At 54.4% G+C, this 22,736-nt stretch carries 24 protein-coding genes and 1 riboswitch; of the genes, 19 read left to right on the forward strand and 5 right to left on the reverse strand.

Translation table 11 applies throughout. From position 1 onward, the window contains the following. Window positions 1-9 precede the first annotated feature (9 nt). The gene (locus tag QMO62_RS21585) at window positions 10-846 is read right to left on the reverse strand and encodes an AraC family transcriptional regulator (protein ID WP_284644170.1); all 837 of its coding nucleotides are present in this window, start codon (window positions 844-846) and stop codon (window positions 10-12) included. Window positions 847-1,005: 159 nt separating this feature from the next. Here QMO62_RS21585 and QMO62_RS21590 point away from each other — a divergent pair, with 159 nt between their 5' ends. Then, entirely contained in the window at window positions 1,006-1,779 is a 774-nt protein-coding gene (locus QMO62_RS21590) for a sugar phosphate isomerase/epimerase family protein (protein WP_284644172.1), read from the forward strand. 35 nt (window positions 1,780-1,814) lie between these two features. Beyond that, window positions 1,815-2,840: a Gfo/Idh/MocA family protein gene (locus tag QMO62_RS21595; protein WP_284644174.1), complete on the forward strand. Its 1,026-nt coding sequence runs from the start codon at window positions 1,815-1,817 to the stop codon at window positions 2,838-2,840. Between the two features lie 73 nt (window positions 2,841-2,913). Here QMO62_RS21595 and QMO62_RS21600 read toward each other — a convergent pair whose 3' ends face one another. Beyond that, the gene (locus QMO62_RS21600) at window positions 2,914-3,231 is read right to left on the reverse strand and encodes a dehydrogenase (RefSeq protein ID WP_284644176.1); all 318 of its coding nucleotides are present in this window, start codon (window positions 3,229-3,231) and stop codon (window positions 2,914-2,916) included. A gap of 221 nt (window positions 3,232-3,452) precedes the next feature. Here QMO62_RS21600 and QMO62_RS21605 point away from each other — a divergent pair, with 221 nt between their 5' ends. Together QMO62_RS21605 and QMO62_RS21610 are read left to right on the forward strand one after the other, a co-directional pair. Continuing rightward, entirely contained in the window at window positions 3,453-4,916 is a 1,464-nt protein-coding gene (locus QMO62_RS21605; RefSeq protein ID WP_284644178.1) for a catalase, read from the forward strand. Window positions 4,917-4,938: 22 nt separating this feature from the next. Next, window positions 4,939-5,379 (forward strand): Fur family transcriptional regulator, encoded by a 441-nt coding sequence (locus QMO62_RS21610; RefSeq protein WP_284644179.1) that lies wholly within the window; start codon window positions 4,939-4,941, stop codon window positions 5,377-5,379. A 59-nt stretch (window positions 5,380-5,438) separates the two neighbouring features. Here the strand turns inward: QMO62_RS21610 and QMO62_RS21615 are convergent, their stop codons facing one another. From QMO62_RS21615 to QMO62_RS21625, 3 genes are all read right to left on the reverse strand, one after another. After that, window positions 5,439-5,909, reverse strand: coding sequence for a cupredoxin domain-containing protein (locus QMO62_RS21615; RefSeq protein WP_284644181.1), 471 nt, complete (start codon window positions 5,907-5,909; stop codon window positions 5,439-5,441). Window positions 5,910-6,020: 111 nt separating this feature from the next. Beyond that, complete coding sequence (locus QMO62_RS21620; protein WP_284644183.1) at window positions 6,021-7,367, reverse strand: S-layer homology domain-containing protein; 1,347 nt, start codon at window positions 7,365-7,367, stop codon at window positions 6,021-6,023. 126 nt (window positions 7,368-7,493) lie between these two features. After that, window positions 7,494-8,000: an HPP family protein gene (locus QMO62_RS21625; protein WP_284644185.1), complete on the reverse strand. Its 507-nt coding sequence runs from the start codon at window positions 7,998-8,000 to the stop codon at window positions 7,494-7,496. 123 nt (window positions 8,001-8,123) lie between these two features. Between QMO62_RS21625 and QMO62_RS21630 the strand changes: the two genes are divergently transcribed. The 15 genes from QMO62_RS21630 (at window position 8,124) to QMO62_RS21700 (ending at window position 22,712) form a co-directional block, all read left to right on the forward strand. Beyond that, a complete protein-coding gene (locus tag QMO62_RS21630; protein WP_284644187.1) occupies window positions 8,124-9,077 on the forward strand; it encodes a LysR family transcriptional regulator in 954 nt (317 codons plus the stop codon). Between the two features lie 81 nt (window positions 9,078-9,158). Further along, window positions 9,159-9,761 carry an undecaprenyl phosphate transporter UptA gene (uptA, locus tag QMO62_RS21635; RefSeq protein ID WP_284644996.1) on the forward strand — a complete coding sequence of 201 codons (603 nt, stop codon included), beginning with the start codon at window positions 9,159-9,161 and terminating at the stop codon, window positions 9,759-9,761. A 102-nt stretch (window positions 9,762-9,863) separates the two neighbouring features. Then, on the forward strand, window positions 9,864-10,430 hold the full coding sequence (locus QMO62_RS21640; RefSeq protein ID WP_284644189.1) for a thioredoxin family protein: 567 nt from the start codon (window positions 9,864-9,866) through the stop codon (window positions 10,428-10,430). A gap of 7 nt (window positions 10,431-10,437) precedes the next feature. Further along, window positions 10,438-11,085, forward strand: a complete 648-nt coding sequence (locus tag QMO62_RS21645; RefSeq protein ID WP_372516690.1) for an MBL fold metallo-hydrolase — start codon at window positions 10,438-10,440, stop codon at window positions 11,083-11,085. 762 nt (window positions 11,086-11,847) lie between these two features. Next, window positions 11,848-12,126, forward strand: coding sequence for a hypothetical protein (locus QMO62_RS21650; protein ID WP_284644191.1), 279 nt, complete (start codon window positions 11,848-11,850; stop codon window positions 12,124-12,126). Window positions 12,127-12,347: 221 nt separating this feature from the next. Then, window positions 12,348-13,511 carry a YhgE/Pip domain-containing protein gene (locus QMO62_RS21655; protein ID WP_284644192.1) on the forward strand — a complete coding sequence of 388 codons (1,164 nt, stop codon included), beginning with the start codon at window positions 12,348-12,350 and terminating at the stop codon, window positions 13,509-13,511. A 94-nt stretch (window positions 13,512-13,605) separates the two neighbouring features. Further along, window positions 13,606-14,247, forward strand: a complete 642-nt coding sequence (locus tag QMO62_RS21660; RefSeq protein ID WP_284644194.1) for a TetR family transcriptional regulator — start codon at window positions 13,606-13,608, stop codon at window positions 14,245-14,247. Next, entirely contained in the window at window positions 14,244-14,978 is a 735-nt protein-coding gene (gene nfsA / locus QMO62_RS21665) for an oxygen-insensitive NADPH nitroreductase (RefSeq protein WP_284644196.1), read from the forward strand. The genes QMO62_RS21660 and nfsA overlap by 4 nt, the downstream gene beginning before the upstream one ends. A 125-nt stretch (window positions 14,979-15,103) precedes the next feature. Next, window positions 15,104-15,334 (forward strand): DUF1450 domain-containing protein, encoded by a 231-nt coding sequence (locus QMO62_RS21670; protein WP_284644197.1) that lies wholly within the window; start codon window positions 15,104-15,106, stop codon window positions 15,332-15,334. Between the two features lie 97 nt (window positions 15,335-15,431). Further along, window positions 15,432-15,935, forward strand: a complete 504-nt coding sequence (locus QMO62_RS21675) for a ferritin (protein WP_284644198.1) — start codon at window positions 15,432-15,434, stop codon at window positions 15,933-15,935. Between the two features lie 98 nt (window positions 15,936-16,033). Continuing rightward, a riboswitch (TPP riboswitch) is annotated at window positions 16,034-16,135 on the forward strand. 99 nt (window positions 16,136-16,234) lie between these two features. Continuing rightward, on the forward strand, window positions 16,235-16,918 hold the full coding sequence (tenA, locus tag QMO62_RS21680) for a thiaminase II (RefSeq protein ID WP_284644200.1): 684 nt from the start codon (window positions 16,235-16,237) through the stop codon (window positions 16,916-16,918). Between the two features lie 236 nt (window positions 16,919-17,154). Continuing rightward, on the forward strand, window positions 17,155-19,329 hold the full coding sequence (locus tag QMO62_RS21685) for an iron-containing alcohol dehydrogenase (RefSeq protein ID WP_284644202.1): 2,175 nt from the start codon (window positions 17,155-17,157) through the stop codon (window positions 19,327-19,329). A gap of 267 nt (window positions 19,330-19,596) precedes the next feature. Continuing rightward, complete coding sequence (locus QMO62_RS21690; protein WP_284644204.1) at window positions 19,597-20,898, forward strand: ABC transporter substrate-binding protein; 1,302 nt, start codon at window positions 19,597-19,599, stop codon at window positions 20,896-20,898. Window positions 20,899-20,964: 66 nt separating this feature from the next. Further along, on the forward strand, window positions 20,965-21,867 hold the full coding sequence (locus QMO62_RS21695; protein WP_284644206.1) for a carbohydrate ABC transporter permease: 903 nt from the start codon (window positions 20,965-20,967) through the stop codon (window positions 21,865-21,867). Window positions 21,868-21,953: 86 nt separating this feature from the next. Continuing rightward, window positions 21,954-22,712: a carbohydrate ABC transporter permease gene (locus tag QMO62_RS21700; protein ID WP_372516729.1), complete on the forward strand. Its 759-nt coding sequence runs from the start codon at window positions 21,954-21,956 to the stop codon at window positions 22,710-22,712. The last annotated feature ends 24 nt before the right edge of the window (window positions 22,713-22,736 follow it).

Here is a 22,736-nt window from a genome sequence, read left to right on the forward strand (position 1 = left end):
GCTCAGGTTTTACGGAGAAGGCGTACCCGGCATAAGGCCGCTGCCGCTCATCGCCGCCTGCCTCCGGTAATCGGAGGGCGACATCCCGTAGCGCTCTCGAAATACGCGATGAAAATATGTGTAGCTTCCGAAGCCGGAGGTTTCGGCGATCTGCTCGAGGGTCATGAAGCTGTACTTCATCCGCTCTATAGCGGTCAGAAGCCGCAGCTCCATCGTATATTCAATCATGGTCTTACCGTAGCATTCCTTGAACAGGTGAACGGCGCGCGACACGCTGAGTCCCGCGTGCCGCGCCACATCCTGCACCTTGAATGGGGAAACGGCGTTTTCTTCAATAAATGCCTTCATTCGAAGTGCGGTGAAGGAACGTCCCTGCGGCAAGGCGGTATCCTTAATGGCCTGATCGATGCTTAGGCACAAGGCTTGAAATAACAGCTGCAGCAGCTCCCTATTGTCCTCTTTAAATCTTCGCTTCTCCAGAATGATATGTCTCCAGAGGGAGATCAGCTTCTCATCCGGATTGATCCGCACGCACTGCTGCTTGCGGTTTCTTCCCCACCATTCATCGAGCCACAAACCGGCTGCAACCACATAATAATCGGCGCTGGCAATGACATTCTGGCCTAGTTCATTAACATGCTCTTTTATGGACAACGCGTAGGCATCCCCGGGTTTGTACAGAAGAAGATCTCCCGGCTTCAGCGTGGTCATCTTCCCGTCGACATAGGCTTGGCAGGAGCCCTCAGTCTGCAATCGGAACAGATAATTGACTAAGCCGTCGCGCTGATCGATGAAAAAGGGCTGCGCGTGATAAGAATACCCGCACGTCAATACTTCGGCCAGCATGAGCGGTCCCTCCGTTTCACGATAATAATAGCCAAATAGTTCATGTCTTAGGCACATCGTTGATACCCATTATACGGCATGTCTTTTTATAATGGAATTAATCCCGCGAGGTCACTTGCGGCTGGGTAGAGACAATCAAATCAATGGAGCGTGAGCGGCATGAGAAAAATGGGTATCGGGCTGCAAATGTATACTTTACGTGAAGAAACAGCCAAGGACTTTGCAGGAACCCTTCGCAAGGTAGCGGAGCTCGGCTACGAGGGAGTGGAATTCGCAGGCTACGGCGGCATGACGGCTGAAGAGGTCCGCGATTTGCTGCAGGAGCTGAACCTGAAGGCGATCGGAAGCCATATCGGCATAGCGGCGATCCGGGATAATCTGCAGGGTGAAATCGCTTACCTAAAAACCATCGGTGCAAAGTACTTCATCTGTCCATGGCTGCCGATTGCGGAGTACCAAACCACGGAGGCCTGGAAGGCGCTGTTCGAGCTGTTCAAGGAAGCGGGAGCGGCTTGCCAGAAGGAGGGCTTGATTTTCGGATACCACAATCATGCCTTTGAATTCGAGCAGAAGGTAGACGGCGAGTTTGTATTTGACGCGCTCTATTCAGCCACTTCGCCGGAGTCGGTGCAGGTGGAGATGGATACGGGCTGGGTACAGTTCGCAGGTCAGGATACGCTGGCTTACATCGCCAAGTATGCAGGACGTCTGCCGCTGGTTCACCTGAAGGATTACCGAAAGGGTGAACAGGGCGAGATGGTTACCGTAGAGCTGGGGCACGGCGAGCTGCCGCTGGTCGACATTATTGCCGCCTCCGACAAAGCCGGAGCGGAGTGGATCATTGTGGAGCAGGACCGCTGTCAGAATCCGCCGCTTGAGAGCGTAGCGACCAGCATGAATTGGCTTAAGAACAACTACCTGGTGCAGGTTTAATTTTTATTTATTTCTAAAAGGAGTGTCAGTCGAACATGTCCAAAAAATTACGCGTTGCCGTTATCGGCTGCGGAGCGATTGCTCAGCGCCGTCATATTGTGGAGTATGAACAGAACGAGCATGTAGAATTGGTTGCCTTCGCAGATCCGGTGATCGAACGGGCTGAGAAATATGCCGAGAAGCATGGCGCCAAAGCTTACGCTGACTACAAGCAGCTGCTGAAGGAAGTGCAAGTGGATGCAGTAAGCGTATGTACACCGAACGCGCTGCATGCCCCGGTAGCGATTGCCGCTGCGAAGGTTGGCGCCCATGTACTCGTAGAGAAGCCTATGGCTGCCACAGCGGAGGAAGGCCAAGCTATGATCGAGGCGGCACGGGAGAATGGCGTGCTGCTTATGGTAGGCCACAACCAGCGTTATATGCCTCCTCATGTGAAGGCGAAGGAGATCTTGGATTCCGGCCGGCTCGGTAAGGTGCTGACATTCCGTACCGCCTTCGGCCATCCTGGGCCGGAGGGCTGGAGTGTCGACGGCCGCGGCAGCTGGTTCTTCCGTAAGCCGGAAGCGGCGATGGGCGCCATGGGCGATCTGGGCGTGCACAAGGCGGATCTGATTCGTCATCTGTTGAGTGATGAGGTGTCGGAAGTAGGCGCTTTTGTCGGTACGATCCACAAGGAGGGTACAGACGTGGACGATAACGCAACCTGTATCCTTCGTATGAGAAGCGGAGCGATCGGTACGCTGACGGCCAGCTGGACCTACTACAAAGGCGGCGATAACAGCACGATCATTTGGTGCGAGAACGGAGTCATCAAGATCGATTCCGATCCAAAGGACAATGTGATTGTCGAGCTGCGTAACGGGAACGTGGAGCGCTATCAGGTCGGTGCCATGGCAACGAACGAGAAGCAAACGCACAGCGGTGTCGTAGACGCGTTCGTCGGCCATATTCTTGCCGGAACAACACCGCTCGTATCCGGCGAAGAAGGCTTGAAGTCGCTGCAGGTCATTTTGGCTGCGTTTGAATCCCAAGCGACAGGCAGCAATGTGAAATTGGACTAATACCAATCCCTAATCAAACGATAAGCCAGCGATTTCGAGGATTCGAAGCCGCTGGCTTTTTGGCGTTGCGCTATTATCCCCCGAAGGAATCGCGAAAGGCCTTGGCCAGCTTCTCCGCCGGCACTCCCCAAAGCTCCGCAATCTCCGGGCATACATGCTCATCCCACCAGTCGCACAGCAACCGGCGGTTGCTACCGTTCTCGTGAATATATAGAAGACTCAAAACAACCTTCTTATAGTAAATTTCCTCAGCCTGCTCCACCAGATTTTGAGGGATCCACTGGCCCAGCTTCTTGCGGGCGCGATACAGCTCGCGCTCACAGGAACGGCGGATCTTACGCGCGGAGGGCAGCTCCTGATGGTTGTGCTTCATTGGCGTATTCGGTTTCATCGGCGAATGACACGCTCCTTTCTACCCATAACGTATGCGGGAACGGTTTAAAGGGAAACTGCGGCCAGCCAAGTTTTCATACATGCAGGGCGGAAGGGTCTTCATGGGATCTTCATGCAATTCTCATGTGATCTTCATGATCTAATGATAGCGGCATGGTATGATTTGAACACAGATTTAGATTAAGTCTAAATATAATAGTTAAAAGGGAGAGCTGAACCATGAACCCATATCAGAACGGATTAACCACCAACCAAGGAACGCCGGTAGGCGATAACCAAAATTCCAGAACCGCAGGCCAACGAGGCCCGGCCTTGCTGGAGGATTATCATTTGCTTGAGAAGCTGGCCCACTTCGACCGGGAGCGTATTCCGGAGCGGGTGGTGCATGCACGCGGCGCCGGGGCACATGGCGTGTTCAGGCTGGAGCATAGTATGGCTGCGCATACGAGAGCTCATTTCCTGCAAGAGGCCGGTACGGAAACACCGGTATTCGTGAGGTTCTCGACGGTGATTCATGGTGCGGGCTCCCCCGAAACGGCGCGTGACCCGAGAGGCTTTGCAGTAAAGTTCTATACGCAGGAGGGGAACTACGATCTGGTCGGCAACCACCTGCCGGTATTCTTCATTCGGGATGCGATGAAGTTCCCGGACATGGTCCATTCCCTCAAGCCGGCTCCGGACACGAACGTACAAACGCCGAACCGCTACTGGGACTTCATGTCGCTGTCTCCGGAATCGACGCACATGCTGACTTGGGTATTTTCCGATCACGGAACCCCGGCGAACTACCGCCAGATGGACGGCTTCGGCGTCCATGCCTTCAAGTGGGTGAGCGCACAGGGCAAGATCACCTATGTGAAGTACCACTGGAAATCGAAGCAAGGCGTGGTGAACCTAAGCGCCGCGGATGCCGGCCAAGTGCAGGGTCGGGATTTCAGCCATGCGACCCGCGATTTGTACGATCATATTGAGCGAGGGGCGTTTCCGGAATGGGAGCTGCATGTGCAGCTGCTGCCGCTTGAGGATCTGGATGCATATGCGTTCGACCCGCTCGATCCGACGAAGGTGTGGCCGGAGGAGCTGTATCCGCTGCACAAGGTCGGCACGATGACGCTGAATCGGAACCCTCAGAACTTCTTCGCCGAGGTGGAGCAGTCGGCATTCTCGCCAAGTGCACTTGTGCCCGGCATCGAACCGTCGGAGGATAAGCTGCTGCAGGGCCGCTTGTTCTCGTACCCGGATACGCAGCGCTACCGGCTGGGAGCGAATTATTTGCAAATTCCGGTGAATTGCCCTTATGCGGCGGTACGCAACCACCAACGTGACGGGGCGATGAATGTGAAGCAGGATCCGTCGCCGGTCAATTATGAGCCGAACAGCTACGCGGACAGTCCGAAGGAAAGCCCGGAGTACCGTGACAGCAGCATGGGGCTGCATGGTCATGCTGGACGTCAGCGGATCGAGAAGACCGACGATTTCACCCAAGCGGGGGAGCAGTACCGCAGCTATACGGATAGTGAGCGTGCCCATCTGATTGCTAATCTGGTCGGAGATCTGAAGCAGGTACATCCTGACATTCAGTTGAGAGCGATATGTAATTTCTTCCGGGCGGATAGCGATTACGGCTTGCGTGTAGCGAAGGGCTTAGGCGTGGATATCAGCAGGTTCATTCCTGCGAAGTAAGCGGAAAGGGGCGGTTTCGAATATGAGGATTCGAAGGAGCGAGGCGGAGGCGGCGCTCGACCGTGCCGGTGTGCGGAGGACAACGCAGCGGCAGCTGCTGCTGGAATATCTGTATGAGAAGCTGTCCCATCCTTCAGCGGAGCAGCTGCATAGGGCGATCTATCAAGACTTTCCCAGGGAGGTTAGCATGCCGACCGTGTACAAAAATCTAAAGGTTCTGAAGCGGCTCGGCCTGGTGCAGGAATTTTACCTTCACGGCAGCTCGGTAGCGCGGTACGACACGGATGTGACGGTCCACCATCATCTGGTCTGCATGGACTGCGGCAGCGTGGAGGATTGTTACGCCGGTCCGGTAGCCGGAGCGGTGGCGGCATCGCTCGGTGCCGGGTTCGTGCCGGTGCAGCTGTACATGGAGATCAGCGGCCGCTGTAAGGAATGTATGCTGCAAAAGGCGATCTCCTAAGCAAAAAACAAAGCCGTCTTTCCCTTGCTTCAAGCGCTGGGAAAGGCGGCTTTTTCAAGTTATTCGTCTATGATCAAGTAACCGATCATCGGCCCGTTGTGGGCGATATCCGGATGGGTCATACAGATGATCCGGTACACCCCCGGCTTGTCAGCCTTGAAGGTCACGACCGTTTCCTGCCCCTTTTTCACCTCGCCTTTCACGTTCAGGCCGTCGATGATGAACGGATGGCTGGCACCGTTGACCCCGAAGATGCTCAAGCGAATGGTTTCGCCTTTCTTAGCGTAGATGGTGCCGGGATCCCAGCGATACGCTTCAATTGTTTTCCCATCCGGCCCGGTGGCTTTGAATTCGCCGGTTACGAGATGGATCGTGCGCTCTTGCCCGGATGCGGCTGCCGCTCCCATCGCGGGCAAGCTGTCCTCTTCCTGCTCATACCAGAGCCACGCAGCGCCGGAGATGAGCAGAGCGGCGACGCCGAGCTTCATGTATCGGAGATGCTTGGGGCGGATTACGAAAAATGAGGCCATTGGGCACCCTTCCTTTCCGGTGAAGGTTTGTACCAATGTATGCCGGGGCTTGTTCGTTCATGATAAGAAAAGAAAGCACCAACCCTAAAGAAGGTCGGTGCTTCGCAAACATTACCGGATGGTAAACGTACCTCCGAGCGTTTTATCCGCTACGTGGTCTATCGGCTGGGTCAAAGCGCCTTCCTTGCCTTCCACCTGGTATTGAATGGAAGCAGGCGTCTGGAGGTAGACCGAATACGTTCCAGGAGGAACCGGTTTGCCGTTCGCATCCTTCTGATCCCACGAAAAGTCGATCCCCATGGCAGCCAGCGTATTTAGCGGAATGCGGGTGGCTTCAGGCACCTTGCCTCTCCATACCAGCTCCTGATGCCGGAAAATTTGAATTTCAAAATCATGACCGGTGACCGTGGCGATGGTATTCGGATCCCGGTTGATCAGGGAAAGCGAGAACGGCACAGGCTCGCCCGCCGGGGCTCCGTCAACACGCGGATAAGTGAGATTCGGAGAAATATGATCCCCGATACTATATACGATATTAAAGCTCACCTGTTCATATTGGTGCTCAAACGCCCATTGTCCCTTGATTTCGGTCAACGGTACGAAGGCGGGCGCCTGATATCCGTCTGTATCCGATCGGGCAGCTTGGCTTTCTGCATAGATCCACGAATCGCCGAGCCATGTACTGTGGATATGATACCAGTTGTCCGCCTTTTCAAAGGCGTGCACGCTTTGCGGCGCAATCACTGCCAGAGACGGGGCCTCCTTGGAGGGTAGCGAATAGACCTCCGTATTTTGCGTTAAGTTAATATACTCATCGATGGGGATTGCATGAATGGCGGGAGCCTCGGCTGGGGCAGGTGCATATTTTTGTTCCTCGTGGGGCTTGGATTGCAGCTCGAGCACCTTTTCCTTCATGCGTTGGACGAACGTCAAGGCTTCCGTACGGGTCAGAGTATCGTTTTTTTGGTAGCCTTCCGGTGTTTTGGCCGTTTTTCCGTCGGACAGCCCCGTATCCAGCAAGTACTGTACGGAATCATCCAAAGTATAGTTGTTTCCGGCGGCATTCGCGATGATTCTCGCTACGGTCCCTCTGGTAATGGGAGGGTTGCCTTGAGAAGGTGTCCAAGCCAAGCTCCAGCCCAATTGAGTGCCGTATTGCAAATAGGGGAGAGCCCAATCCTTTTCCTGTGGGTTTGGCCGAAAGTCATCCGGCTGGTAGGCGCGGATCAGCATCGCCAAAAAGTCGTTTTGCGTAACCGCCTGGTTCGGGTGGAACGTGCCGTCCGGATAGCCGTCGACCACCTTGCGGTCCACCGCCCACTGAATAGGGGCATAGCCCCAAAACTGAGGCGGCACATCGGAAAATGACAACGGACCAGCCTTCACGGGAGTGCCCGTCAGTCCCAGAAGTCCGGCTGAGAGCGTCAAAACGGCAAGTGTGTTTATCGCTTTTTTCAAAGAAAGGCTCCTCTCCTACTTCTGTTACATCAAGAACGTTTGTCGTTTGTATAATGTTGCATCGACGCATCAGCCCAATTGTCACACGATAGAGGAGAGGAAGTAAATTAATAAATAATGGGACGATTACCACCACTGCTTCGGGTAGGCATATCGCCTATTCAGGCGATGGAAGCCCCAGGCAACAAGGACAATGACGATGGAGCCCAGCAGCACGGGAGTCAGCAGAAAGCTCCAGCCGATCGTATGGGCTGCGCCCCCGCCGAGCAGAACGACGAGTGGATCGGCCCCTGCGGGCGGGTGCACTGTCTTGGTAAGCTGCATGAGAGCGATCGCGAGCCCGACGCCGAGAGCTGCGGCCCAGCTGTGGGACCCGAACGCCGACAGCAGCGTCAGGCCCACCGCCGTGCTCAGTACGTGGCCCCCGACAAGGTTGCGGGGCTGGGCAAGCGGGCTTTCCGGCAGAGCGAACGCCAGCACGCACGAAGCGCCGAAGGGAGCCATGAGCAAGGAAAGCTCGGACAGCTCGCCGAGCCAAGAGACGAGGTAGATGGCAAGGAATCCCCCAAGGCCGGGTAGGGCGGTTAGCCATGGTCTCGGAAGCGGGCTCATTTTTTGGGTTTCTGTGTTCATGAACGGATCACCTGTTTCTTTAGACTGTTTTCTTGCTAAGCGATATGCTATCATGAATATACCTATTTGAATAATGAATACATTTGATGATATATATCGAAAAATGAAATGAGTGATGCTCTTATGCTGGAGCGATTGGATGGCAAGCTGCTTCGCACGTTTGTCGTCGTGTCGGAAACCGGGAGCCTGAGCCGCGCGGCTCAGCAGCTCGGCTATGTGCAGTCGACGGTGACGACGCATATTCGCCTGCTGGAGGAGGCCAGCGGGCGGCGGCTGCTCGACCGCCTGCCGCGCGGCGTCGAGCTGACCGAGGCGGGCCGCAAACTGGCCGCCTACGCGTCAAGGCTCCTCGCGCTCGGCGAGGAGCTGGAGGCGTCCCTGCGCGAGGACGGCGAGCCGCAGGGCCAGGTGCGCCTGCGGGCGCTGGAGTCGTTCTGCGTCGCCTACCTTGGCGGCGTGCTCCAGCGCTACCTGCGGCGCTACCCCTTGGTCGAGCTCGAGCTCGGAGGCGGCTTCCACCGGGATACGGTGGAAGCCGTCCTCGCGCAGCGCGCCGACCTCGGCATCGTCCCGGCCGACCCGCAGCGGCCGGAGCTCGCCTTCGAGCCGCTGGTCGGCGGCTCGCTGGTGTGGGTGGCGGCCCCGCCGGAGGCCGCCGCCATTGCAAGCGAGGGCTGGGCCGCCCTCGCGCGAATGCGCCTCATCGGCTATGGCAGCCGATGCCAGTACACCGGCGCAGCCGAGGAGCTGCTGCGCGAGAGCCACGCCGCCTGCAAGGGCACCATCGAGTACGACTCGATGGAGATGATCAAGCAGGCGGTAAAGAGCGGCCTCGGCGTAGCCCTCGTGCCGCGGGTTCATGTCGCGGCCGAGCTGGGCGCCGGCACGCTCGCGGAATGCGCGGCGCTCGGCCGCCGCGACATCGCCTTCGGCCTCATTCGCTTGAAGCACCGCGAGCTCGGCCGCCCGGCGGAGCTGCTGCGTCAGAGCATCCTGCAGCACTTTCGATCGACCGTGTCGCCTGACGGCGAAGCTGTGGCCCCGCCCGCAAAGGATGCGGCATCAGAAGCAGTATGATAGAATAGGATAATTAGAGAGGGAGGGGCAAGCCCTCCATTTTGACAGGGGAGAGAGGAAGAGGCTGGAATCATGAGAGAGATGTTGCATGAGCTGGTTATGTCGGCGCTTCATTTTGTTGAGGGGCTCGGCGTGTGGGGCATTATGTTCGGACTAATGATTGAGGTCATCCCGAGTGAAATCGTATTGGCCTTCGGAGGCTATCTCGTAGCCCAAGGCAAAATCTCCTTCGTCGGAGCGGTCATCTTCGGCACGGTCGGCGGGGTCATTGCCCAAATCTTCGTCTACTGGATCGGGCGTTACGGAGGCAGGCCGTTTCTGGAAAGATACGGAAAGTACATCCTCATCAACAAGCACCACATCGATGTAGCGGAGCAGTGGTTTAACCGCTACGGCACGGGCGTTATTTTTACTGCGAGATTCATTCCCGTCGTCCGTCACGCGATCTCGGTTCCGGCAGGCATGGCCCGTATGTCGCTGACCCGATTCACAGTGCTCACGACTTTGGCGGTCATTCCGTGGTCGATCCTGTTCGTCTACTTGGGACAGGCGCTCGGCGATAACTGGGAGCAGATCGATGAATTGGCGGCGCCTTACGTCAAGCCGTTTATTTTTGCCTCCATTGTGCTTACCGCCGCTTACATCTTGTATCAATTCCTGAAGCGAAATAAAGCTCGCGGATAGCGCGCACGGGATATATGCCTCCGGTCCGGTTGGACGGGGGTTATTTTTTTGGTACAATAAGCCATAGAAAAGAGACGTACCCTAAGAGAGGATGAACCGATCATGGCCAAAAGTGTAGCCGATAAGCTCAAGAAAGGGATTTCCCCCAAGCAATTTATGGAGGGCATGGCGAAAAATCAAGAGCGCTTCCAGGAGCTGTACAACGGCTTTCAGTGGGAAAACGAGGACGATAAGGAATTCTTCGAGTCGCTGAACAACCGTGACGATCTGCGCTGCTTGATTTTGGCGGCCGAATGGTGCGGCGATGTCGTTCGCAACGTACCGGTGGTGTTCCGCGCGCTTGAAATTTCCGGTATTCCTACGGAAGTACTGATCATGGAAGAACATACCGATACGATGGATCAATTCCTGACCATGGGCGGCCGTGCGATTCCGATCGTCATTTTCGCGGATTTCAGCGGTCATGTGCTGGGTCAGTGGGGTCCTCGTCCGAAGCATGTGCAGGCGGTTATGACCAAGTTCAAGCAGGAGAACCCGGATCGCAACGCACCGGACTATGATGAGAAGATCAAGGTCGCTCGTGAGGAAATGGGCCGCCAATACGGCGAGGGCAACGGCTACCAGACGGTTATCGTTCAAGAGCTGCGCGAGCTGCTGTCCTCGTTCTAAGGCGGATATGACGGACATGGACAATCATGAGCTGAAAATAGAAACGTTCTCCCTCGGCCCTTTGCAGACGAACGCCTATCTGCTGACGGTGCCCGGAGTGGAGCAAGGGGTCGTCATCGACCCGGGCATGAACCCTGAGCCGCTCCTGAAGCGCATCGCCGACATGCCGATCGAAGCGATCCTGCTGACGCACGCTCACTTCGACCATATCGGCGGTGTTGACCGGCTGCGCAAGCTGAAGGGCTGCCCGGTGTATCTGCACGATGCCGAGGCCGATTGGCTAACCAACGCCAACCGTAACGGCTCCGCCCGCTGGTCGGACGTCACGCCGCCCATTACGACGGATCCCGCTGAATTTGCCTTGGATGAGGGCATGCAGCTGAAGCTGCTCGGCGGCTTGACGTTCCGGATGTACCACACGCCGGGCCATTCCCCAGGCAGTGTGAGCATCCATTACGGCAAGCATCTGTTTGGCGGCGATGTGCTCTTCAAAATGTCGGTCGGCCGCACGGACTTGCCGGGAGGCAGCAATAACGAGCTGCTGGATTCGATCCACGGCAAGCTGTTCAAGCTGCCGGACGAGACGATCGTCTACCCTGGCCATGGGCCCAGGACATCGATCGGCTTTGAGCGCGAGAACAATCCATATGTGTAATCGGTAAGCCGTACCTCCTTCATGATGAAGGGGGTACGGCTTTTTGCCTTTTCGGCTATGCGGGGATTAAGTTAACTGACAAATAACGGACTTTTAGGGTGTTAATGAGTAGAATTTTGCTCGTTTGAGGTGAATAGCGGATTGTTAGGGTGTTATTTTGGATGAAATCGGTTGTTTTCGCTTAGACGGGTTAGCTTTTTCGGATATAGCTCCCTCAAAGTCCGTTAATCCTCGGAAATTCCCTAATTGGCTCGAGATAACTCCCTCATAATCCGTTAATGCACGGCTCCCTAACAACCCATTGTTATTACCCCGACCTCTCAACGCAGTTAAAAGATACACTTCCTAGAAATTGGCCAAAGCTGCCTCCAGCAAGCATCTCCCCTAAATACATCACAGCACGCTTCCCCAGACACCCCTCGATACCGACTGAAGCCTGCCTCCGGCAAGCATCTCCCCCAAGTACACCGCTGCACGGCTTTCCCGCACACTCTCTACCATTCCGGCTTCCTCTCGGGTTCTCCGCCCTTCCAGCCGGAATCCCCTCCCATTTCGCTATGCTCTTCACTCGCCGCTGCTGCCTCCGCACAAGCCTGTCTTTACCGGGCAGCCGTCTATTTTTTCTCATCTGGGTGAATACCGTGTGCGGCTTGGGTGTTTTTCCATAGACTGTTGATGTGTTCAGGATAGGAACACTTGCATCATGTCACAAAGCCTACGGCACGAAGCCCAAGGCTCCATTACACGGAGGTGTCCTTTCATATGGAAAAGTACAAACCGATGCCAATGCCAATGCCGATGCCGGCTCCAGTAGCGCAAGCCCCGGCGGCCCCGATGCCGATGCCAATGCCGACTCCTATGCCGCAGCCTACCTATTCAGCGCCGATCAACATTCACGCTAGTTATGAGGAAATCAATGTATATGCGCCGAAGAAGCAGCAGCATCACCATGTGCATGCACATGGGGGCTGGATGTCGGCCGGAGCGATTCTCGTGCTCTACATTTTGCTCGTTATCATTCTTCGCGGAGTTAGATGCTAAGAAGATAGCGTAAGCAGGCGGCCATGAACGGGAAGCCGACAGGTCCAGTCGGCTGAACCGCCATGATAACGCCAAGGCTCCCTGTAGTAACGCTCGGGCAGGGAGCCTTGCGGTGGTGGTTGGTGGGTTGACAGGACCAGCTACTATCCTTTATTATTTAAACAAACGTTTAATTAAATCAAACGTTTAACAAAGGATACATACAAAGGAGAGAAATCTGCATGCTTTCAGCTTTACAAGCTTATTTCAAGAAGCCGACCACGGTAATCGGAATCGTGACGGCGATGATGTTTCAAGTGATCTTTAGTCTGGTGTGGATGACCGGTTATGACGGGGTCACCGATAACGCGAAGAATCTCAAGATCGCCGTTGTGAATGAGGACAAGGGGATGGGCCCCAAGGTTGTCGACAATCTGAAATCCGCGTTACCGTTCGTCCTCGAGATGAGCGCTACGCCTGAAGAGGCGAAGGCCAGACTCGATCGCCGCGAGGTGCAGATGGTGCTGCACGTTCCGGCGGACTTTACGCCGCTGCTGCAGGCAGCGGGTCAGAAAGCGCAAGTTCACTATTCCATTAACGAGTCCAACCCGGCCTTGATCAAATCCATGATGCAAAGCGTCGCGGCCGGCGTCACCGCATCGATCAACAAGGAAGCGACGATCGCAGGAGCGGAGGCCGTGCTGACGCAAGCAAGTCTGCCGCCTTCCCAGGCACATGGGATTGCGCAGGGGCTCGCTGAGAAGGTTGCTGCCGATTATGAATTTACGAACCCGGTCAGCGGGATGAACAATCAGATGATTCCGATGATGCTTGTCCTGGCCTCCTTCGTCGGAGCGATGATCATGGGAATGAATCTCCAGCAGTCCACTATGATGATTGGTGGCGGAATGTCCAAGTGGCATAAATACGGTGCCCGCGTTCTCATTAATATAGTATCATCAGTAGTCATCGCCCTCATCGGCTCTGCGCTGGTACTGCTGCTCGGAGGAAAAACCGTAGCCGGCTTCGCGGCCATGTGGCTGTTCCAGTCACTGTTCCTGCTTACCTTTATGTTCTTCTCCCAAATGTTCTTAATCGTGTTCGGTATGGCAGGCATGCTGCTTAACATCGCTAGCCTTTCGATACAGCTAGTTTCCTCGGGAGCGATGGTACCGCGTGAGCTGCTGGGCAGCTTTTACCATAGCATTAGCCAATATTTACCGGCTACCTATGCCGTCGAAGGGAGCATGAACCTGCTGTTCGGCGGACCGAGTGCAGCTTCCGCAGCATGGGCTCTAGCGGCTATCGCGGTCGTTTGCGCAGCTTTGGGTGCCCTAGCCACCGGTCTGCGCAAGGAGGCTGCCGCGAAGGCGCCGGTACCGGCCGGCAAGCCGGCTTTATCCTAGTTCTGCAGCGGGTTCTGCGTCATGGAGACGTTTGCATACAGCAAGAGGAAACGATTATAATGAATGCTAACGCGTTGACATGAGGAGTGCAGCTATGGCACACAACGATTCCGATATGAAAATCCGCATTTTGCTCGCCGCCAAGAAGCTGTTTGCCCAGCAGGGGTATGACGGCACCAGCGTACGCCAAATTTGCGAAGAGGCCGGTGCCAATGTGGCGCTAGTTTCCTACTATTTCGGAGGGAAAGAGAACGTATTCCGTGCCCTGTTCGAAAGCTTTTTTCCCGGACAGCGCATACCACAATATGAAGAGCTGCTGAAGGAGCCGGTCGAGGGCCTTGCGCTCATCGTCCGCGAGGTGATCTTGTTCAGCTTCACCGACCCGGAGCTGAGCTCGATCCTGCAGCAGGAGATGACGATCAATTCAACGCGAATTTGCTCAGTCACCGCTTTTACCCATCCGGTGTGGCAGAAGGTAAGAGAGCTGCTGGAAAAGGGGAAGGCTCTTGGGCAGTTTCAGTATGATTCCCTCGATTATGCCATGATGATGGTTGTCGGGATCGTCCTGGCTCACAAGAAACGAGAGTACTTCGCGCCGATTCTGGATACCAAGGTGGAGAATGGAGAGGAGACGGCTAACCAGGCGGCTCTCTTCGTACTCAGAGCATTAGGTTCGGACATGCCGAAGAAGCTTCCGGTGATTCCGGCACCGAAAGAAGGAGGAAGCACCCTGTGAAGGAAACGCTGGAGCTGCTGCTGAAGCACCGGTCCATTCGCAAATTTACGAACCAGCCTGTACCCGAGAACCAATTCGAAGCTATTATAGCCGCGGCACAGCGAGCCTCGACCTCCAGCAACATGCAGGCGTACAGCGTCATCCGGGTTCAAAGCCCCGAGCTGCGTAAGGCGCTTGCCGGGCTGGCAGGCAATCAGGCTTACATCGCCGAGTGTGCGGAATTTCTCGTATGGTGCGCCGACCTGCATCGGCTGCAGCATACCTGCGAATTGTACGGGAATGAGCTGGCACGGACGACCGAGAATTTCGTCATCGCCACCGTGGATGCGTCGCTGGCCGCACAGAATGCAGCAGTAGCGGCCGAAGCGATGGGACTCGGCATCGTCTACATCGGCGGGATCCGCAACCAGATTGAGCAAGTATCCGAGCTGTTGAAGCTTCCGGAGCTGGTGTACCCCGTGTTCGGGATGTGTGTCGGTTACCCGGATCAAGCGCCGGATCAGCGGCCGCGCCTTCCGCAGACAGCCGTGGTGCATACGGATGTATACGATGAAGGGAAGCATAACGAGGAAGTCGCTTCCTACGATCGGGAGTACCGAAGCTACATACTTGAGCGTTCCGGCGGGAAGCGGGATACCGTCTGGTCGCGCGAGATGTCGGAGCGGGCCTCCAAGCCGCTGCGGCTGCAGATGAAGCCGTTTTTGAAGAGCAAGGGATTTTTACAGGAATAATCCTATAACGCCTGCCCTGGAAGGAATGATTCTTCGGGTAAGGCGTTTTTTCGTGTTGACAGTGAGAATGAGAAACATTATCATTTGGGGTAACGGATACATTTTCGAAAGAAGGGCTGCCATCCATGAAGAAGATCAAGTACTGCTGCAAGAATTGGAAGCAAGGCACCAAATCCGTCTACCGAACGATGAAGGAACAGTACCCAGACCTGAAGCAGAAGAAGAAGGATTGTCTCGGAAACTGCCGAATGTGCTCCAAGCAATGCTTCGTGAAGATCGGCAAGAAGGATACGATCTGCGCCATGTCGCCGGAGGAGCTGTACGAGAAGCTGAGCGCTCTGCTGAAGAGTTCATAATATAGATTCATATTGACGGCAATTTCGGTTACAATATATTGGAATAACGGAAGGTCTGACGACCATTACATGATCGTACTGAGAGGAGCACCCTGCATTGAACGAGCCCTTATATCAAGCATTGAATGACCAAATGAACTTCGAATTTCTATCCTCCCAGGTGTATCTGGCTAAGGCGGCTTATTGTTCGGCGGAGAGCTTGGACGGCTTCGCGAACTTTTTTATTGTGCAGGCGGAGGAAGAGCGGTTTCACGCGATGAAAATCTATAAGTTCCTAAACGCACGCGGCAAACGCGTAACGTTTAAAGGAATGTCGGATCCGAACAACGAATACAGCTCGGTATTGGATGCATTTGAGCAAGGGTACGCGCATGAGCAGGAGGTAACCCGGCGTATTTATCATCTCTCCGATCTGGCTCTGAATGATCGTGAACACGCGACCATTCACTTCCTTAAATGGTTTATCGACGAACAGGTGGAAGAGGAAGCGATGTTCGACGGACTGATTCAGAAGCTGAAGCGCATTGATAAAGACAGCAATGCCTTCTTCATGCTGGATGCCGAGCTTGCGAAGCGGACCTTTGTGCCGCCGGCGGAATAACGGAAACTGCAGCTCTTCACCGAGGGGCTGCCGGTTTTGTTTTGGAGCCATCTAAGCATTGCTTAACCGAGACCGATATGGTACCATTTTCCTGTTACAAATACCACTAGGGGAGCCGACAGGCTGAGACGGGATGCCATCCCGGACCCTTCGAACCTGATCTGGGTGATGCCAGCGTAGGGAAGTGGAGAGCCGTAGATCCTGCCACTTGATCTGTGTCAGCGAACCAGTCCCTTCGTCGGAGAGGTTTTTTGGTTTCCTTGTCTCAGCACTTAGGCGGTATGGGGAGGAAGCGCAATATGACTAGCTTTACCGGGCAGCTTAGGCAGGACTTTGACGCTATTTTTGAAGCCAATTATCATCATCCCTTCATTCGGGGGGTGGGCCGTGGGGAGCTGATGGCCGATCAGCTTATCCATTATGTGAAGCAGGACTACGAATATTTGAATGCATATGTCCGCGCTTACGGTCTGGCTGTATCCAAATGCTCCACACGGGAGGAGATGGCCTATTTTCAAGAGAAAATAGGCTTTATTCTTAACGATGAAACCCATCCGCATCGAAACTTCTGCGAAGCCGCCGGGGTGAGCTACGAGGACCTGCAGGGCTTCCGGCCGGCGCCTGCCGCTCATCATTATATTCGGCATATGCTCACGGTTGCTCACGAAGGAACGCTGGGAGAAATCATGTGTGTACTGCTGCCCTGTCCTTGGATCTACTGGGATATTGGGGAAAGGCTGGTCAAGGAGTTCAACCCTCAGCCGGATCATCCGTACTATGATTGGATCCAGTTTTATGCTTCGGAACGAATAGCTTCGGCAACGCAGGAGCTATGCCGGAGAATTGACGTATGGGCGGAGGAGCGGGCGACAACGGCCGAACGTGAGCGGATGCGCGAGCATTTTGAGCTAAGCGCTCAAATGGAATATATGTTCTGGGACATGGCGTATCATGTGCAGGATTGGCCAGTGAAGCTGAAGTGAAGAAAGACGCCTCAACGTAAGGAAAGAACTCTTTGCGGGGAAGGCGTCTTTTTTTCGATGGAAACCGATCTTGCCCCGGCCGCCGCACGTTGTAAAATGATGTTTACACGCAAAATTACAGTGTGATAAAATGAACCTAATTTTGAACAAATGCTTTATAACGAGACAAATGTTCAATATAGAGATGGGCCTGTAGAAGGTCTAGTGGGGATCGGTAACGGGAGAGGAGCAGGAGAATGAAGGAGTTAGTGGAAGCCTATCGTGGAGAGATGCTGGATAAACGGCTCGAGGAGCTGGTCCATTTCGTCTATCGCTGTGAATGCGGTCAGGAGCACAGGGTAGACCTGCAAAAGGTCGTCATCGAGGAAGGGGCGCTTTGCCGCGTACACGAGGTGATCGCCGAGCTTCAATTGGGCACTAAGGCCTTGTTGATCGCAGACGATCGTACCTATGAGGCCGCAGGGGAGCGGCTGTACCGGATGCTAAGCGAGCAAGGACTCGATATTACGCTTAGCGTGAATCATGAGAAGAACCTGTACGCGGATGAAAAGGCACTGGGCAAAGTGCTGATCGACATCGAACCGGACACGGAATTCATCATTGTTGTGGGCGCAGGCACACTGAACGATACAGCCCGATATATAAGCTATAAGCTGAACCTTCCTTATCTTGTCGTAGCCACCGCACCATCCATGGACGGGTATGCCTCTACCGGATCGCCGCTGCTTGTGGACGGCTTCAAGAAAACGTTCCTTGCCGTTTCTCCGGCGGCCATTATCGGGGATCTGGATATTTTAACTGCGGCTCCGCGGGAGATGATGGCGGCCGGTTTCGGGGATATGCTGGCCAAAATCACGGCGCTTTGCGATTGGAAGCTGGCGGCTGCGGTGGAGGAGGAGCATTACTGTCCTCTTATTTCACAAATGATGGTGAAAGCACTGTCCTTATGTATCAATCATGTCCAAGGCTTAGCCGAAGGCAAGAAGGAAGCCGTAGGTTATGTAATGGAAGGCTTGGTGCTTTCGGGAATCGCCATGCAGATGCTGGGCAACTCCCGTCCTGCGTCCGGGTCGGAGCACCACATGTCTCATTACTGGGAGATGCTGCACGTCATGCAGGGGCATGATCCGGAGCTGCATGGGGTCAAGGTGAGCATAGCGACCTTATTCATTATTTCCATGTATAACAAGCTGCTTGAGCTGCCCGTGGAATCCCTGAATATGATAGAGAAAACGGAAGAGCAGCAGGCCCGCTGGGAAAGTGAAGTTGGGAGATGCTACGGGCCGCTTGCTCAAGAGATCGTCCTTAGCAATCGAAAGCTTTTCCTGAAGCAGGAGGAGCTGGAGGGAAGGCGGCAGAGGCTTACAGCAAGGTGGGAAGAGCTGAAGGCAGAGTTCTCGCTGCTGCTGCAGCTGGCCCCGGAAGCGAAGCAGCTGCTGGAGCTGCTGGGTGCGCCCGTATCTACTCAGCAGATCGGGATCGATCGCGATACTACGCGGGATGCTCTGCTCTATGCCAAAGAAGTGCGCGGGCGATATACGATCCTTCAGCTCGCGGACCAGCTGGGGCTCCTTGAGTCCTTCGCCGAAGAGCTGCTGCAGGAGCCCGGCAGTCGGACCGATGCCGTGTATTGGCAGGCGCATAGAGGCGGAGGAGCCTACGAAGCGCCCGATAATACGATGGCCGCCAATCGTTATGCCTGGGGGCTTGGCGGGATCCCGGAGGCGGACATTCGCACGACCAAGGATGGGGTAATCATTTGTCTTCATGATGAGACGATCGCCCGTACCACGACTGCCCCTGATTCGATCGGTAGGCTGCCGGTTTCGGAGCTGACATTTGACGAAGTCCGCAAGTGGGATGCCGGGAGCAAATTCGATCCGAAATTTGCGGGCGAACGGATTCCTTCCTTAGAGGAAGCCTTCCAGGAGATGCAGGGCTATCCGGAACGGGTAATGTACCTCGACTTGAAGGAAGTAGATTTAAGGCGGCTAGGGGAGCTCATTGACCGGTATGAAGTGAACCGGCAGGTGATTTTTACCCATAACAGGCAAGAAAACTGTAAGCGGATGAAGCAGATCACGGAAGGCGTGCGCACGATGCTGTGGGTTGGCGGCAGCGGGGAGGCCATCAAGCAAACCTTCAGTTCGGCGCTGCAAAGCGGATTCGAAGGCTTGGATCAGATCCAGCTCCACCTTAAGGGATCGGTCGGTTCCGCGCCATGGCCCTACGAGCTGGACCCGCAGTTTCTTAGCTATGCCTTGGATGCGACGAAGAAGGCAGGGATCGATTTGGAGGTGCTGCCGTTCCAGTTCAATCAAGAAACGATGCAGGAGCTGCTGCGGCTGGGGATTCGCTGGTATGCGACCGATGAGCCGGCTCGCTTCCTGGAGTGCATTGGGAGATCCTGAAGCGATACGTATTAGGGGAAAAGACGGAAGTTGTGCTTGGAGGGAAGCTGCCGGCAAAAGCGGGGGCTTCCTTTTTATACAGCTGGATGAAGAAAATTACCACCAATAGAAATATTTATGGCGTAAATATCCACCGGATGATATACTTGCTTCAGGAAGTTTATGGAGCTGGTGTAATTCATCTTCGACAGCGCTTTCTTACTAGACTCAGCTGCCTCGGTTTGTTGAAGATTACAAATATTTTATTGGAAAAGGGAGTAGATGTAGATGAAGTCAAGCATGAAACGAGCCTTATCCGTAAGTATGGCTGCCTTAATGGCGACCGGTCTGATTGCCGGGTGTTCCCAAGGAGAATCCAAGCCGCAAGCGGGCAAGCCGGCAGAGAACACCGCCGCTCCGGCTAAAGATGAGCCGGTTACGCTTGAATTCTGGACCATTTCGCTGCAGCCTAAGTTCAATGATTACTTCAATAAGCTGTTTGCCGAGTATCAGGCGACGCATCCGAATGTGAAGATTGATTGGAAGGACTTCCCCATTGATGCCATTCAAAGCCGGCTGTTGACGAGCGTTGCCAGCGGCAACGTGCCTGACGTCGTCAACTTGAATACCGAGCTGGCGAACCAGGTGGGCAGCAAGGGAGCGCTGGCGGACCTGAATCAGCATCTCACTCCCGAACAGAAGGCGGCTTACTTCGATGGCATTTATAACTCCACCGTACTGAACGGCAAAGCCTACGGATTGCCATGGTACACTAGCGCCAGTGTTCTGTTCATGAATAAGAAGCTGGTGGAGAAGGCCGGACTGGATCCGAAGAATCCTCCGAAAACCCGCGAGGAGCTGTTCCAATGGGCCCGCACCATTAAGGAGAAGACCGGTGCAGCAGGCTTTGCCCGAGCGATCAACAGCTCCATCTTCGGCGGCGAAGGGATTCCGCTTCTATCTGCGGATAAGAAGACGGCTGCCTTCAATACACCGGAAGGCGTTAAGTTTATCGATGAGTATGCGAAGCTGTACAAGGAAGGCGTCATTCCTAAGGAGGATGCAAACTTCGATAAGCAGGTAGCCTACTTTGCGGGCGAGCAGACAGCGTTCCAAATGTCCGGAACGACCTTCATCAACCGGATTAAGACGGCGGCACCGGAAGTATATCAGAACACCGTTGTGGCATCGCTTCCACTTGGTAAGAGCGGTACGCGTACTTCCAACACGATGAATATGGCCGTGCCGGCGAAATCCAAGAATGTGAAGGCCGCTGTGGAATTCGGCGTCTTTTTGACCAATGCGAAGAATCAGCTGGAGTTCTCCAAGGTTGCCAATACGCTGCCTTCCACTAAGGATTCGATTAAGGATCCGTTCTATACGCAAACGGACGGGTCGCTGGAAGCGGAAGCGAAGCTTGCTTCGGCCAAGGGTCTTGAGAAGGCATCGGACTTCCTGCTTGGCGTGGAGAAGGCAGGCGATGTAAACACGGCGGTTAATAAACGTCTGCAAAACATTTTCTTGAACGGAGCGGACATCAAGACGGAGCTGGATGCAGCAGCCAAGGATGTTGACAATGTTCTGAAATAACGATTATCAAGCTGGATGGAGCTGTCCGAGGCAGCTCCATCTCTTATAGAGAGGAGGAGTTGGCATATGACATCCGCCGTGAGTAAAAAATGGTTCCGCGGAGATGCCTTGACGGCGTGGCTGTTCATGGCACCAGGACTGCTGCTGGTTGCGCTCTTTATCTTTTGGCCGATCATTTACAGCATCCCGTTAGCTCTGACGGACTACTCCGTCATCGGAGAAACCAGCTATGTCGGCTTCAAAAATTTCGAGAGGGCTTTCAATGATCCCGATTTTCGCGTGTCCCTGCTGAATTCATTTATTTACGTTCTCATTGTGCCGTTTATCCAAGTTTTTTCGATACTTATGGCCATTCTGGTTAACAGCTCCGTACCCGGTGTGAAATGGTTTCGGACTGCGTATTACATCCCCGTCGTTACTTCGATGGTAGCCGTATCCTTAATTTGGGGCTGGCTGCTCAGTCCAAACGGCGTCGTGAACTATTTGCTCCTATCCGCAGGACTGATAACGGAAAAAATCAGCTGGCTTTCTTCCGCAAGCACAGCTCTGTATACGATGATGTTCGTTACCATGTGGAAGGGGCTGGGATATTACATGATGATTTATTTGGCCGGTTTGCAATCGGTTCCTAAGGAGCTGACCGAAGCCGCCATGATCGACGGCGCGAGCCGAAGCCAGGTTATTCGCAAGATTACCATTCCCATGCTACGTCCTTACGTGCTCTTCTGTACTCTGATTTCTCTGATGGCGGCTATGCGTGTATTTGACGAGGTGTTCGTTATGAGCAATGGAAGCGGGGGCCCCGGCACAGCTACGCTCACCTCCAGTCTGTACATTTATAATAAAGGATTTAAGGAATTTGACTTCGGCTATGCTTCGGCGGTCGGCTTGATCGTCAGCTTGATTCTTGGCATTATGAGTGTCATCGTATTCCGATTTAACAGCAAAGGCGGGGTGAACTCTTACTGATGAACACCGTCCGGACGCAAGCGAAAATTCAGAAAAGCGTGAACTATGTTTTGATTTATTTGTTCCTGGCGCTGTTTGCCGTGTTTATGACGTTTCCCTTCCTTTGGCTGCTGAGCACCTCGCTGATGCCGGGGAAAAATGCGTTTTCCTTTCCGCCCGCGATTTTCCCGACGTTTGTCAAGCTCGACAACTATATTGAAGTGTGGAAATCGATGGACTTTCCTGTGTATATATGGAATACAATCGTCATAACCGTCCTAAACGTAACGGCGAACATCCTATTTGCCTTGTTAATGGCCTATCCGCTGGCAACCATGAATTTTCGGGGCAAAAATCTGGTTTTTACGCTGCTCGTCGCAACCATGATCATTCCGGCTGCCGCAGGAATGGTGGTACATTATTTAACCGTCATGTGGCTGGGGCTGGTTGGAACGTATCTCGGCGTGGTGATACCTAGTGCGGTTGCGGTATTTAACATTTTCTTGATGAGGCAGGCGTTCATGGGTGTTCCTGCAGAGCTTCGCGACTCGGGGAAAATGGACGGAGCGAGCGAATTCCGTATTTGGCTTCAGCTCTATGTCCCGCTTGTGAAGCCCGCGATTGCCGTCATCGGCCTGCTTGAATTTATGGGGGCGTGGAACTCCTTCCTATGGCCGATGATTATTCTGGAGGATCCGAAGATGTATCCGCTCGCCTCGGCTCTGACCTTTTTGAACGGACAGTTCTCCTATAACTTCGGTTGGATTGCCGCAGGCACGGTCATCTCTGTGACGCCGATTGTTGTGGTATTTTTATTCACGCAGCGTTACTATATGGAAGGCGTGTCCGGTGCGGTGAAGGGGTAAGAATAGAACGGATGATTAGGATAG

Origin of the sequence: Paenibacillus silviterrae (assembly GCF_030167925.1) — a bacterium.
Taxonomy (GTDB): domain Bacteria; phylum Bacillota; class Bacilli; order Paenibacillales; family NBRC-103111; genus Paenibacillus_G; species Paenibacillus_G silviterrae.

Excerpts from the sequence above, each read along its gene's own strand:
- QMO62_RS21585 (WP_284644170.1), bottom strand. The coding sequence starts at position 846 with ATGCTGGCCGAAGTATTGACGTGCGGGTATTCTTATCACGCGCAGCCC.
- QMO62_RS21655 (WP_284644192.1), top strand. The coding sequence starts at position 12,348 with ATGCTTTCAGCTTTACAAGCTTATTTCAAGAAGCCGACCACGGTAATC.
- QMO62_RS21685 (WP_284644202.1), top strand. The coding sequence starts at position 17,155 with ATGAAGGAGTTAGTGGAAGCCTATCGTGGAGAGATGCTGGATAAACGG.
- QMO62_RS21605 (WP_284644178.1), top strand. The coding sequence starts at position 3,453 with ATGAACCCATATCAGAACGGATTAACCACCAACCAAGGAACGCCGGTA.
- QMO62_RS21690 (WP_284644204.1), top strand. The coding sequence starts at position 19,597 with ATGAAGTCAAGCATGAAACGAGCCTTATCCGTAAGTATGGCTGCCTTA.
- QMO62_RS21700 (WP_372516729.1), top strand. The coding sequence starts at position 21,954 with ATGACGTTTCCCTTCCTTTGGCTGCTGAGCACCTCGCTGATGCCGGGG.
- QMO62_RS21610 (WP_284644179.1), top strand. The coding sequence starts at position 4,939 with ATGAGGATTCGAAGGAGCGAGGCGGAGGCGGCGCTCGACCGTGCCGGT.
- QMO62_RS21645 (WP_372516690.1), top strand. The coding sequence starts at position 10,438 with ATGACGGACATGGACAATCATGAGCTGAAAATAGAAACGTTCTCCCTC.
- QMO62_RS21615 (WP_284644181.1), bottom strand. The coding sequence starts at position 5,909 with ATGGCCTCATTTTTCGTAATCCGCCCCAAGCATCTCCGATACATGAAG.
- QMO62_RS21595 (WP_284644174.1), top strand. The coding sequence starts at position 1,815 with ATGTCCAAAAAATTACGCGTTGCCGTTATCGGCTGCGGAGCGATTGCT.
- QMO62_RS21695 (WP_284644206.1), top strand. The coding sequence starts at position 20,965 with ATGACATCCGCCGTGAGTAAAAAATGGTTCCGCGGAGATGCCTTGACG.
- QMO62_RS21625 (WP_284644185.1), bottom strand. The coding sequence starts at position 8,000 with ATGAACACAGAAACCCAAAAAATGAGCCCGCTTCCGAGACCATGGCTA.
- tenA (WP_284644200.1), top strand. The coding sequence starts at position 16,235 with ATGACTAGCTTTACCGGGCAGCTTAGGCAGGACTTTGACGCTATTTTT.
- uptA (WP_284644996.1), top strand. The coding sequence starts at position 9,159 with ATGTTGCATGAGCTGGTTATGTCGGCGCTTCATTTTGTTGAGGGGCTC.
- QMO62_RS21640 (WP_284644189.1), top strand. The coding sequence starts at position 9,864 with ATGGCCAAAAGTGTAGCCGATAAGCTCAAGAAAGGGATTTCCCCCAAG.
- QMO62_RS21600 (WP_284644176.1), bottom strand. The coding sequence starts at position 3,231 with ATGAAACCGAATACGCCAATGAAGCACAACCATCAGGAGCTGCCCTCC.
- QMO62_RS21590 (WP_284644172.1), top strand. The coding sequence starts at position 1,006 with ATGAGAAAAATGGGTATCGGGCTGCAAATGTATACTTTACGTGAAGAA.
- QMO62_RS21660 (WP_284644194.1), top strand. The coding sequence starts at position 13,606 with ATGGCACACAACGATTCCGATATGAAAATCCGCATTTTGCTCGCCGCC.
- QMO62_RS21650 (WP_284644191.1), top strand. The coding sequence starts at position 11,848 with ATGGAAAAGTACAAACCGATGCCAATGCCAATGCCGATGCCGGCTCCA.
- QMO62_RS21670 (WP_284644197.1), top strand. The coding sequence starts at position 15,104 with ATGAAGAAGATCAAGTACTGCTGCAAGAATTGGAAGCAAGGCACCAAA.
- QMO62_RS21630 (WP_284644187.1), top strand. The coding sequence starts at position 8,124 with ATGCTGGAGCGATTGGATGGCAAGCTGCTTCGCACGTTTGTCGTCGTG.